We start from the raw sequence: 12,694 nt of genomic DNA on the forward strand, positions 1-12,694 counted from the left end.
ACTAACTAACATATGAGTTTGCCAAGCCTCGTAACATCCGAACTATGCGCATCCGAACATTCCTTATTAGTTTAATTACCTTAGGAAGCCTGTTGTAACTCACTGCTTGAAAAGCTACCTGCTTGGGGCCAAAACTCTCATAAAAGTATATAAGGCTTTGCTCATGTTTATCCGGGCTTTCAAAATCAATAATATAGTCTCTTCCAGCAAATTCCTGTATCAGCTGATCAAGCACTAAGGTGCGACCGTTCAGTTTTCGCCCATACGCTGAAGATGCGCTCACCAATAAGGTGACTTTATTCTTGTAAAACAGAATTAAGCGACCAGCATTTATCTTTCCGTCAGTACCTTTTATATAATACAACCGGCAAGCCTGATGTTCTCTCAGAACCTGATGAAGCTTTTCTAACATGGTGTAAGCAGACGCAGCTACACCACCATAAATACGGCCTGCCACTTCATCTTTGAAAAAAGATATTAAAAATTTAATATCATCACTTTCTATAATTTCCAGGTCATTCTTACGTGCTCTTTTTAAGTTCCTCTTGCGGTCCCGGCTATAATTCTGGAAGATTTTATCGTAACCAATTGATAAATCAAGGTAATGAGTCGCCTTCAATTCGACCTCAACATTAGGCAGCGAGGATAGGTCCGGCACAACATTACTTGTATTAAACTGTAGCTCATTTACATAGCGAACCTGCTCGTAAACTTTCCCAATCAGTTTCTTATAAGTTACAACATCAATATCTCCTTCTAAAGAAAAAGCCCCCAACTGCTGGCAGAATAGCGGCTGCTGTAAATATTTTACACCTAACTTATACCGTACAGGCAAGGGCATAACCACTTTGTATTCTCCAGCTTCACCCACTTCCACCACTGCCTCCCAACCCGGCGATACCACATCTAGGTACCACGACAAGGCATACACCTGTTGCTGTAAAGAACGCTCTATTAAGGCATCCCATTGCTGTTTATCCAGTTGGTCATGAGTCAGGTACTTTATCAAACTTATATGTGTTTAATCAGCTAACAATAGTTAATATGCCATACTTGTATAGAATAAATAAACAATTATCACTACCAAAAGAAACGTTACAGTCAACAGGATGTGTACAACTGTTTGCTTCTGCTACGCCCCTTACTATCTTACCAGTGAGCTTGTTTTCCTACACCTCAAAATTACCTAACTTGCCATATTATCAAAATGCTATCTTCAGATGAATAATCCTCATACACTACCTATGCAGTTGCGCGTCATGCTAATGCTTGTGCTATCGCTACTGATACACTCCAACGCCACGGCACAGCAAGTTAAAGTAAATGTTGACCTTGCTAAACTGGATGCCTATTATGAACAAGCACTGAAAGATTGGAACGTGCCAGGCATGGCGATTGCCATTGTTAAAGATGACTCAGTTATTTTCGCAAAGGGTTATGGCGTTCAGAATAACCAAACAGGAGGTCCGGTGGATGCAAACACTATTTTTGGCATCGCTTCTAATACCAAAGCTTATACAGCCGCTGCTTTAGGTATTTTGGTTGATCAGGGTAAAATTAAATGGGAGGACAAAGTTACGACGTATCTACCCTACCTGAAGCTCTATGACCCTTATGTAACAGAAAACCTTACCATAGAAGACTTGCTGTGCCACCGGGTCGGTTTTAAGACCTATAGCGGTGATTTACTTTGGTATAACACCACTTACTCCCGTCCGGAAATTCTACAGCGGGTACGTTACCTGGAGCCTGCCTATGGCTTCCGTAACGGCTATGGCTACTCAAACCTGATGTTTATAGCAGCCGGAGAAGTAATTGAAACTGTGTCTGGCCAAAAATGGGAAAGCTTCATAAAAGAGCATTTCTTTCAGCCACTTGGAATGACACGCTCCTACACTTCAGTAAACGATCTGAATGGCGCCGGCAATGTAGCCTCACCACATGGTTTCGATGCGAAAGGCAAACCTTACGTCACCACTTTTACTGCCTGGGATAACTGGAATCCTGCTGCAGGTATTTTTACCAGCGTAAATCAAGATGCACAATGGCTACGCCTGCAGCTTAATAGAGGCACCTATAAAGGCAAGCGCATTTTCAGTGAAGATGCCAGCCGTAATATGTGGACGGCACATAATCCTTTTCCGGTATCAAAACAATCTGAAACAGTTACCCCATCTACTCACTTTTCTGCTGCAGGCTTAGGCTGGATGCTTGATGATTATGAAGGTAGAAAGGTTGTAGCTCACGGCGGTGGCCACGAAGGAATGAACAGCCGCACAGTACTGGTACCAGAGGAGAACCTAGGAATGGTTATTTTTACCAATAGCATGAGTAGCATTATGGCTCCCATTGCCAGTTATACCTTAGATCAGTTTTTTGGCATTGTGAATGGCCGCGACTGGAGCCGGTTTGCCTTAGAAGCCCATAAAGCCGCTAAACAGGCGAACTCAAATAAAGAGCCTGAAAAGAAAGTACGCAAGAGCAAACCTACAATGGAACTAACTGCCTATGCAGGAACCTACAACAGCCAGCTATATGGCAATGCTACTGTAACTATACAGAACGGCCAATTGGTACTACAGTTAGTGCCTGCCCCTGCTCTTGGTGGTACACTTACCTATTGGCAACATGATATTTTTAACTTAAGCTGGAAAAACAACTTTGCCCTGTTAACGCCGACCAATGTCCGCTTTTTAACAGGAGAAGATGGCAAAATAGCTGAAATGCGCTTAGATGCGAATAATCCAGACTTCCATTTTGATGAACTGAAGTTTGTGAAAGTGAATTAAGTTGTTGGCTATAGTAAATAAAACAGAAAGCCTACCGCAGTAACTGCAGCAGGCTTTCTGTTTTATTACTCTTTGAATACTAAATCAATTCATAATTTCTAATTCAGCACTCATAACTACTCATTCAATCAAACCAGCTTCTTATAACGAATACGTGTCGGCTCAGCATCACCCAAGCGCTTCTTCTTGTTCTCTTCGTATTCACTATAGTTCCCTTCGAACCAGTACACTTGTGAATCACCTTCAAAAGCGAGAATGTGTGTACAGATACGGTCCAGGAACCAACGGTCGTGAGAAATAATAACAGCACACCCCGCAAAGTTCTCCAGTGCATCTTCCAGCGCGCGGATGGCGTTTACATCCAGGTCATTGGTAGGCTCATCAAGTAATAACAGGTTACCGCCTTCTTTCAGCGTCATGGCCAAATGCACGCGGTTACGCTCACCACCCGAAAGCTTATCCACCTTCTTTTCCTGGTCAGAACCTGTGAAGTTAAACTTGCTCACGTAAGCACGGGACACAATCTGGCGGCCCGCCATCATCATGTGCTCTGTACCACCAGAAATAACTTCAAACACAGACTTAGCAGGATTCAGACTAGTGTGCTCCTGGTCTACGTAAGAAATCTGCACAGTTGAACCTACGGCAAAGTCTCCGGCATCTGGTGCTTCCTGGCCAGTAATCAGTTTAAACAGAGTAGTTTTACCAGCACCATTTGGACCAATAATCCCGACAATACCACCCTGCGGCAGTGCAAAACTCAGGTTCTCGAACAGCAATTTATCGCCATAGGCTTTGCTGACGTTATTTACCTCTATAACCTGGGCACCTAAACGCGGGCCATCTGGTATAAACAGTTCCAGTTTAGCCTCTTTTTGGTTAGCTTCTTCGCTGGCTAGTTTATCATATTGGCTGATACGCGCCTTAGACTTAGCCTGACGTGCTTTAGGAGCCATACGCACCCATTCCAGCTCACGCTGTAATGTTTTCTGGCGCTTGCTTTCGCTCTTCTCTTCCTGTGCTAGTCGGCTAGCTTTCTGCTCTAACCAGCTGCTGTAGTTGCCTTTCCACGGAATGCCTTCGCCTCTATCTAGCTCCAGAATCCAGCCAGCTACATTGTCCAGAAAATAACGGTCGTGAGTAACGGCAATTACAGTTCCTTTATACTGCTGCAGGTGTTGCTCCAGCCAATGTACCGATTCAGCATCCAGGTGGTTTGTTGGCTCATCCAGCAGCAACACATCCGGCTCCTGCAACAGTAAGCGGCAAAGAGCCACACGGCGCTTCTCACCACCAGACAGGTTTTCAATTGTAGCATCAGCAGGAGGTGTTCGCAGTGCATCCATCGCCCGCTCCAGGCGGTTATCCAATTCCCATGCATTTAGCTGATCCAATCGCTCCTGTACCTCACCCTGACGCTCAATAAGTTTGTTCATCTCATCGTCGGTCATTTCCTCAGCGAACTTCATGTTGATCTCATCAAACTCACGCAGCAGGTTCACTACTTCACTTACCCCTTCTTCTATGACCTCACGCACCGTTTTACTTGGATCCAGTTGCGGCTCCTGTTCCAGGTAACCAACACTATAACCCGGAGACCACACTACCTCACCCTGAAATTCCTTCTCTACACCTGCAATAATCTTTAGCAAACTTGATTTACCAGATCCGTTCAGACCAAGTACCCCAATTTTAGCACCATAGAAAAAAGACAGGTAAATGTTCTTAAGTACTTGTTTCTTTGGCGGGTAGATCTTACTTACCCCGGCCATTGAAAAAATAATAGTTTCGTTACTCATATGATATTATCAGTTAAACTGCTTTGGTAGTTAACCATGAAAGCCGGCTCATATACCGGATGACTGGCCTCACAGCCTATCCCCTTGATTACTATTCCATAAAGAATTACAAATATCGTAAAATTAATGCATTTACCTTTCACAAAATTGGTTTGAAATCCTTAAACTTGTAAAAACTATACAGGTAAAGCAGGCACAGACTTGTTTTAGCACCATGTTTATTCGTTTGCCACTATACCTGTTGTAGCTGGCTGACACACTGCAAACGCTGCAGATAAACTTGCGTATGCTAAGGTCAGTATAATTTGTCGCCTTACCTTTTTTTCTACGCAAAACCCTATCCATTAAATGGAAAACAACGATCTATTGGAAGAAGCCAAAAAGTATGGCTTTATTCAGGAGCAGCAAGTGTGGCTAAAATCATTCATGAGCTATCCGGCAAGGCAGGTGGGCGAGGTAAAAGAGTCTGAAGATGATTCAATGGTCTACTTTGCCAAGCGTTTCGAAATGTTTCAGGACAAGGTAAACAACCTGCTGGAGCGTATCGCAACCTCAGACAATAAGGGATCCTTCCTGATGAAAGTACTGCACATGAAGGAGCAGGTTGCCAGCTACGACGCCCTCGGAGATTTTGACAAGATCTACCACACCCTTAGCAAGGCCGAAGAAGAAATTAATGAAACTATAAAGCAGAACAGAGAGAAGAACCTTAACACTAAGATCAATCTTATTCAGCAAGCTGAAGCGCTGCAAGACAGCATCGAGTGGCAGGAAACAACTGACCAGCTTAAAGAGCTTCGTACTACCTGGATAAAAACCGGGCCTGTAGAAAAAGAGTTAACAGAGGAGATTGAAGAACGCTTCAAAGCAGCTGTTGAAGTATTTTTTGAGCGTAAAAAGAACTTCTTTGAAGATAAGAAGCGAATGCAGAACCGCGCTTACGAAAGATACAAAGAACTTATTGCCAAATCTGTCGCTTTACAGAACTCTGATGACTGGGAAGGAACCACAGCAAAGCTTAAGGACCTCCAGAACCAATGGAAAGAGGTGGGAGGCACTTTACCACGAAAAGTAACCACTAAGTTCTGGACTGACTTCAGGCGTGCGCACAATCACTTCTTTGACCGCCTCAAGAACAAAATAAATAAAGAGAAAGCTGAATCGAGAGAACAGTACTATGAAGTTAATTACGAGAAGAAGAAGGCTCTTGTAAGCGAGGCTGAGCAACTGCTACAGAAAAGTAACTTAGGCGAAGCCATCAGGAGAGCCAAAGAGTTACAGGCAGAGTGGAAAAAAGCAGGGCCTGTTCACCCAAGTGTGTCAGATAATATTTGGGAGCGTTTTATTAAAGCTTGCGACAAGATTTTTGAAATGAGCAGCCTGGAGCACTACATACGAAAGCGCCAGCAAGCCTCAGGTGAGAAGCAAAGTGAAACAGACGGTCTGCATGCACGCATCAATGCTTTAAAAGATTTCATAAAGTCTGACAAGCAGGAACTGGAAGTGCTGGAGTCTAATTTAGGCAAACTAAGCGATGCACCGGCCAACGATGCTTTCCGCAATATGCTGAATGGTAAGATCCGTAACTTCAACCGCAAGATCAACACAAAGCAAGAGCTGATAGAACTGTTTAATAGCCAGCTCAGTACCATCAGCAAATAAAAGCATAGCTTACACGTGAGAATATAGCTAAATAGCGCCTGTTCCAGTATAAACAGGCGCTATTTTTGTTAGTATATATTTGTACTCAAACACTTATTGCAGGAGCCGAAAATACCGCAAATATTTTTGCGCGTTTTTGAACATTTGTTTTTTATTTGCGTTGTCTTGGTAAAAACAGACAAAAAAGCAATAAATATTAGCTAAAAATTTTTGTTGTTATTTTTATTTATACTTTTGCAAACCAATTTTTTTTAGCCATTAAGTTAAGGAGAGAATAATATGTACTGGACACTAGAATTAGCATCATATCTAGAGGACGCACCTTGGCCAGCAACTAAAGACGAGTTAATTGACTTTTCTATTCGTTCGGGTGCCCCAATGGAAGTAGTGGAAAACCTACAGGCCCTTGAAGATGATGGTCAGCCTTACGAGAACATCGAAGAAATCTGGCCTGACTATCCTACTAAAGAGGATTTCATGTTTAACGAAGATGAGTACTAAGAATAATTGTGAATTAAGAATTATAAATAGCCTTGTTTAAGCTCACTTATAACTCATAATCTTTAATTCATAATCATAGCTAGAACTTGATCGTCGAAGTAAAAAATCTGGTTGCGGGTTACGGACAGCGCGTCTTAATTCGCAACCTTTCTTTTTCTGTACCTGCTCCAGCTTTTGTAGCTATTATTGGTCATAACGGAGCTGGCAAGACAACTCTGTTCAAAGCTTTTCAACAAAAGGTTCCTTACCAGGGCAATGTTATGGTGCAGGGGCAGAACATTAAGGCTATCACCAAACCCGCAGCGGAAGGTATTGTTACTTACCTCCCGCAAAAAAACACTGTCACTTTCCCCATCAAAGTTCATGACCTGGTGGTAATGGGGTTGTTCCGAAAAAAACGCTTTTTTGAGAATTACGGAGCAGAAGACTACAAACTAGCAGCCAGTATAGTAGAACAGTTACAGCTCTCACACCTGTTGGAGAACGACTTTACCACTTTATCGGGAGGAGAACAGCAGTTGGTGTGGTTAGCGCAACTGATGCTTCAGGACGCCAACGTGTGTATGTTGGACGAGCCAACACAGCAGCTGGACGTATATTACAAGAACCAGGTGTTCCAGCTTTTACAAGGTTGGGTGCAGCTGCAGGGTAAAACAGTCCTTTGTATAACACACGACCTCCATAACCTGCTGTCTGTGCAGGGGTATCTACTTAATTTGTCTAAGCCTGCTCCCTCTTTAGAACCTATAACCCCTGAAACAGTACAGCAGAACCAGGAGTTTTTAGAAGCAGGGCGGCAACCAGTGCTATAGTGTCTCTTTGATGAAAGCTTCTGCCAGCAACAGGTCTTCCGGAGTTGTAATTTTAATATTTCGGTAACTTCCCTCTACTAACACTACTTTCTCTCCCAATTGCTCTACTACTGAGGCATCATCGGTAAAATGTTCTTCTTCAGGCTGCTCATAAGCTTTACGCAACAGGCTCGCCCTAAAACACTGAGGCGTTTGCACCAGTTTATAATTTACACGCGGCACGGCTTTGCTCCCCTCCTGTGTAAGCTCCCGGATAGAGTCTTTTGGGGAAACAGCTACCACTGCACTGCCATGTCCGGCAGCAGTATTATAAGCTTCCTTAATAGTTTCCAGCTCCACAAAAGGGCGCACGCCATCATGCACAGCTACCAGCGCCTCCCCCTGCACCATTTCTAAGCCATTTCTTACAGAGCAAAAACGTGTAGCACCTCCTGCCACCACCATATGAAATGGCTCAAATTTATGCTTCCTGCACAAGCTTCGCCAGGTATCTAGCTGCTGCTCAGGAAGCACTACTATCAGCCGAACCTCATTATTGTACTTATAGAATCTCTCTATAGTATGCATCAGGATAGGCTTATCCGCCAGCTCAATAAACTGCTTTGGCATGTCGCGCTGCATGCGGCTACCAGAGCCACCAGCTACTATAATAGCGTATTCCGGAAGTTTGTTCTCCATTATTTTAGTAACAGCACAAGCTTTATTTAAGATGATGTCTATGCCAAGCTACTTATATTGTACTTCGCAAAGGTAACGAATTATAAGAAAGCACATCAATTTGCGCAATAGACTGCTTTCTGCCCCTATTCAAGCTGTTGCTTAAAATCGCCCCCAGTAGCACTGCTGTAAAGAAAAATGCCCCGGCCTTTATGGTCGGGGCATTAACTGATAATATTTCTAACTACTGATTAGATAATCAACATTACATCGCCGTAGCTAAAGAAACGATACTTTTCTTTAACCGCAGTCTCATACGCTTCCATAATCAGTTCATAACCTCCAAAGCTAGCAGCCATCATCAACAGCGTGCTTTCTGGCATGTGGAAGTTTGTAACTAGGCTGTTAGCTATTTTAAAGTCGTACGGAGGGAAAATAAAACGATCTGTCCAGCCTTCATTTGGCTTAAGACGGCTATTAGCAGACACAGAAGACTCCAGCGCACGCATGGTAGTGGTACCAATAGAGCATACACGTTTCTTATTATCCAGTGCTCTGTTAACCATCTCAGCAGTTTCAGATGGCACCATGAAGTTTTCAGAGTCCATTTTATGCTTTGTCAGGTCTTCTACATCTACCGGGCGGAATGTTCCTAAACCAACATGCAGCGTAATCGGAGCCATATCAATCCCTTTGATCTCTAAACGCTTCAATACCTCTTTGGTGAAATGCAAACCAGCCGTTGGAGCAGCCACAGCGCCTATATTTTTGGCATAAACTGTTTGATAACGCTCTCTGTCTTCTGGCTCTGCCTCTCGTTTAATGTACTTAGGAAGAGGTGTTTCTCCCAGGTCATTGATAGTTTTGTAGAATTCCTCATCCGGGCCATCGAACAAGAACTTAATTGTACGACCACGGGAAGTAGTATTATCGATTACCTCAGCAACTAAATCACTTTCGCCAAAGTACAGCTTGTTACCTACACGTATCTTACGGGCCGGATCAACCAGCACGTCCCACAGGTGAATGTCTTTGTTCAGCTCTCGCAGCAGGAATACTTCTATTTTAGCCCCTGTTTTTTCTTTATTGCCGTACAAACGCGCCGGGAACACTTTTGTATCGTTTACAACCATTATATCGCCATCGTTAAAGTATTCCAGAATGTCTTTAAAGATGCGGTGCTCAATCTTTCCACTATCACGGTGTACAACCATCATGCGAGACTCATCGCGGTTTTCAGTTGGGTGTGTAGCCAAAAGATCTGCTGGGAGATCAAACTTAAATTCTGATAATTTCATAAATTAAATATTACGGTATTTAACGTCTTGTAAAGTACCTTTAGAGCAACAACAGACAAACCTGCTTTAGAGGTTCACTAGAATCAACTCGTCAAAAACAAAAATACGAGCCGCAAATTTACTTAAGATTGCCCGAAATATTCTTACTTTTAACAAATAACTTCTTACATTAGAATAACACAACCTGATAAAGCTATGATATACCTGCGCTTGATAGCAGAAAGTTTCCGTTTCGCATGGCAAGCCCTGTCGTCTAATGTTCTACGAACGGTGCTGTCTTTGCTGGGTGTAACAATTGGTATATTCGCCATTATTTCTGTTTTCACACTGGTAGACTCTCTGGAGCGTAATGTGCGTGAGAGCATGAGCTTTATCGGCGACAAGGTAATTTATGTACAGAAATGGCCATGGAGCTTTGGCCCCGGCACTCCCTGGTGGAAATATTTCCAACGCCCGGAGCCCACTATACGTGAGTTTCGACTGTTAGACCGCAGGCTGGCTAATGATGCTGGCCTGGCTATTACATCGCAGCGAAGCAACAACGTATTTAAGCACGGCAACAATAGCTACTCTAATGCAACACTGATGGGGGTGACTTATGAGTACAATAAAGTTTCGGATATTCCGATTATAGAAGGTCGGTATTTTGCACCTCAGGAGATAGATGCAGCCCGAAACGTAATGATTATTGGTGATGAAGCCGCCGAAACACTGTATCCTTATGGTAGCCCTATTGGGCAGGAGCTAAAAGTTGCCGGGCAAAAGTTTACTATAATAGGCCTCATAGAGAAACAAGGCGAAAATATGTTTGGGATGCCTAACTTAGACCAGATGGCTATTATACCCTATGGTAGCTTCAGTAAGATGTTTGATACTGGCCCTAATGGCATAGGTTCTTCCATTATTGCTAAAGGCCGCGACGATGACCCAGGGCTAATGGAACTGGAGTATGAGTTGAGAGGCCACATGCGCACTATACGGGGCCTACGCCCCCGCGATGAAGACAGCTTTGCTATGAACCGGCCAGAGATGGCGACAGAAGCAGTATCTGGCTTTTTTGAAGTAATAGGTATGGCTGGCTGGGTTATCGGAGGCTTTGCCATTCTAGTAGGTGGTTTTGGGATTGCCAATATCATGTTTGTGTCTGTTAAAGAGCGTACAAACATCATTGGCATTCAGAAGTCTTTAGGCGCCAAAAACTTTTTCATACTGTTTCAGTTCTTGTTTGAGTCTGTGTTTCTCAGCCTGATAGGTGGGGGTATTGGCCTTTTGCTGGTGTTTCTGCTCACAGTTATACCACAAGACATTATGAAGGTATCGCTTTCTTTAGGCAACATAACCCTTGGCCTTGGCGTATCGGCTGTGATAGGAATGCTGTCCGGTATTATACCGGCTGTACTAGCATCTAATTTAGACCCAGTAGTTGCTATACGCTCTAAATAAACATACATTACACCCAAAGCGCTTTACTTGTAGCACCTCCCCACTGTGCTGCCTGAAAAGCACCAAACAAATTATGAGATGATGCGCGCCAACCTGACTGGCGCATCAGGAGAATAGGCTCCTGCAGAAGATGAAGATGAATTATGACAAAGCTTAGAAAAACAAGTAAAACTGGTCTGCACGAAGAAACCGTAAACACCGGTAGCGGACAAACTATTGTTAACCCCAACGTAAATAACAATAAAGCAAAATCAATTACTGACCTGCGCGAAGCAGGCCATTCTACAGCAGCCCCTGCTTCGGAAGAAGAAAAAAAAATACGCCAGGCTTTTGTAGACAAAGACTGGAACGAAATAAGGGTTGCCGACTCCTGGCAGATATTTAAAGTGATGTCGGAGTTTGTGGAAGGATTTGAGAAACTATCCAAAATAGGCCCATGTGTGTCTATATTTGGATCGGCCCGTACAAAGCAGACGCATAAGTACTACCAAATGGCCGAAGAAATTGCAGCCAAGCTGGTACGCCACGGCTATGGCGTTATTACAGGTGGTGGCCCCGGCATCATGGAAGCCGGTAACAAAGGGGCTCACTCAGAAGGCGGTAAGTCGGTAGGCTTAAACATTCAGTTACCTTTCGAACAGTTTAACAACATTTACATAGACTCTGATAAACTTATCAACTTCGATTATTTCTTTGTGCGCAAAGTTATGTTCGTTAAGTATGCGCAGGGTTTTATAGGTATGCCTGGTGGCTTTGGTACTTTAGACGAGCTGTTTGAGGCTATAACCCTTATCCAGACTAAAAAGATTGGAGCATTCCCGATTGTGCTGGTAGGCCGCTCTTACTGGGAGGGTCTGTTTAAGTGGATCGAAGATGTAATGCTGAACATGGAAAATAACATCAGCTCGGAAGACTTAGATCTGGTACACATTGTGGATGATGCTTCTGAAGCCGTTAAAATTATTGACGATTTTTACAGCAAATACCTACTGTCTCCAAACTTTTGATACCTACAGTTGTACTTTTCCAAAGCAGGCTCTTCACCGGGGCCTGCTTTTTTATGCGGAATGGTTTAGGCGTAGTTTATCTAAATCTAAAAGATAACGCAGGCAGCCTCTAGTAAATGTTTTTACATTTCTCTCTGTACATTCTATACCTTTACTTAAGCTATCCCTTTACCATAGGCTACCGTATAAACCGCTATGGGTTTAAGGACAATGCTAACTAAAAGAGCAAAGAAGAAAATAGAACAAGAGCTTAGGGTAAAGAAAAGGCAGAACCTGGAAATACGCGACAGCCTGGCAATGGAGCGTACCAAAATGGCTAATGAACGAACCCTTTTAGCTTATATGCGCACAGCCACAGCTATGGTATTAGCTGGATTAACCTTTATTAAAGTTTTTGATAATGACCCTTTTTACATTGGTATAGGAGTTATAGCCATTCCTCTGGGTCTGGTTATTGCATGCTTTGGCTACTATAGGTTTTCTAAGAAAAAAAGCCAGGTGTCCCGCTACGCAAATATTTATACTCCTACCAGTCCTGTTCTAGCCGAAGTAGCAGCACAGGAAGAGGAGGCCTCCAGCCAACAGTAGTACAAAGTCCTTCAATGCTGCAACAATTGCTGCTTTGCCTAAACCAATTGCTGCTCATTTCTGTTAAGATGGGTTGGGGTTTTGCATCTGCAAAACGCTGGCAATTGTGTACCTTTGCTATTTAAAATCAACGCATCC

General features: G+C 43.4%; 11 protein-coding genes. 7 read left to right on the plus strand and 4 right to left on the minus strand.

What is annotated here, in order from left to right; genetic code table 11:
* Position 1: 1 nt before the first annotated feature.
* Positions 2-1,009 (minus strand): GNAT family N-acetyltransferase, encoded by a 1,008-nt coding sequence (locus tag LN995_RS08930; RefSeq protein WP_229960492.1) that lies wholly within the window; start codon positions 1,007-1,009, stop codon positions 2-4.
* Positions 1,010-1,220: 211 nt separating this feature from the next.
* Here LN995_RS08930 and LN995_RS08935 point away from each other — a divergent pair, with 211 nt between their 5' ends.
* The gene (locus LN995_RS08935) at positions 1,221-2,789 is read left to right on the plus strand and encodes a serine hydrolase (protein WP_229960494.1); all 1,569 of its coding nucleotides are present in this window, start codon (positions 1,221-1,223) and stop codon (positions 2,787-2,789) included.
* Positions 2,790-2,917: 128 nt separating this feature from the next.
* Here LN995_RS08935 and ettA read toward each other — a convergent pair whose 3' ends face one another.
* Positions 2,918-4,588, minus strand: coding sequence for an energy-dependent translational throttle protein EttA (gene ettA / locus LN995_RS08940; protein WP_229960496.1), 1,671 nt, complete (start codon positions 4,586-4,588; stop codon positions 2,918-2,920).
* 348 nt (positions 4,589-4,936) lie between these two features.
* On the opposite strand from ettA, the gene LN995_RS08945 reads away from it, so the two are divergent.
* The 3 genes from LN995_RS08945 to LN995_RS08955 all read left to right on the plus strand — a co-directional run bounded on the left by LN995_RS08945 (position 4,937) and on the right by LN995_RS08955 (position 7,563).
* The gene (locus LN995_RS08945; RefSeq protein ID WP_229960498.1) at positions 4,937-6,250 is read left to right on the plus strand and encodes a DUF349 domain-containing protein; all 1,314 of its coding nucleotides are present in this window, start codon (positions 4,937-4,939) and stop codon (positions 6,248-6,250) included.
* A gap of 279 nt (positions 6,251-6,529) precedes the next feature.
* Positions 6,530-6,751 (plus strand): DUF2795 domain-containing protein, encoded by a 222-nt coding sequence (locus tag LN995_RS08950; RefSeq protein WP_025608825.1) that lies wholly within the window; start codon positions 6,530-6,532, stop codon positions 6,749-6,751.
* A gap of 86 nt (positions 6,752-6,837) precedes the next feature.
* Positions 6,838-7,563, plus strand: coding sequence for an ABC transporter ATP-binding protein (locus LN995_RS08955; RefSeq protein WP_229960500.1), 726 nt, complete (start codon positions 6,838-6,840; stop codon positions 7,561-7,563).
* Here LN995_RS08955 and LN995_RS08960 read toward each other — a convergent pair.
* Positions 7,558-8,241: a 2-C-methyl-D-erythritol 4-phosphate cytidylyltransferase gene (locus tag LN995_RS08960; protein ID WP_229960501.1), complete on the minus strand. Its 684-nt coding sequence runs from the start codon at positions 8,239-8,241 to the stop codon at positions 7,558-7,560. The two genes, LN995_RS08955 and LN995_RS08960, sit on opposite strands and share 6 nt — an antisense overlap.
* Before the next feature lie 230 nt (positions 8,242-8,471).
* Complete coding sequence (gene queA, locus LN995_RS08965) at positions 8,472-9,518, minus strand: tRNA preQ1(34) S-adenosylmethionine ribosyltransferase-isomerase QueA (protein ID WP_229960502.1); 1,047 nt, start codon at positions 9,516-9,518, stop codon at positions 8,472-8,474.
* Positions 9,519-9,713: 195 nt separating this feature from the next.
* On the opposite strand from queA, the gene LN995_RS08970 reads away from it, so the two are divergent.
* From LN995_RS08970 to LN995_RS08980, 3 genes are all read left to right on the plus strand, one after another.
* Positions 9,714-10,961, plus strand: coding sequence for an ABC transporter permease (locus tag LN995_RS08970; protein WP_229960504.1), 1,248 nt, complete (start codon positions 9,714-9,716; stop codon positions 10,959-10,961).
* A gap of 143 nt (positions 10,962-11,104) precedes the next feature.
* Positions 11,105-11,968: an LOG family protein gene (locus LN995_RS08975; protein ID WP_229960506.1), complete on the plus strand. Its 864-nt coding sequence runs from the start codon at positions 11,105-11,107 to the stop codon at positions 11,966-11,968.
* 195 nt (positions 11,969-12,163) lie between these two features.
* The gene (locus LN995_RS08980; RefSeq protein WP_229960508.1) at positions 12,164-12,556 is read left to right on the plus strand and encodes a DUF202 domain-containing protein; all 393 of its coding nucleotides are present in this window, start codon (positions 12,164-12,166) and stop codon (positions 12,554-12,556) included.
* The last annotated feature ends 138 nt before the right edge of the window (positions 12,557-12,694 follow it).

The organism is Pontibacter silvestris (assembly GCF_020907275.1).
Classification (GTDB): domain Bacteria; phylum Bacteroidota; class Bacteroidia; order Cytophagales; family Hymenobacteraceae; genus Pontibacter; species Pontibacter silvestris.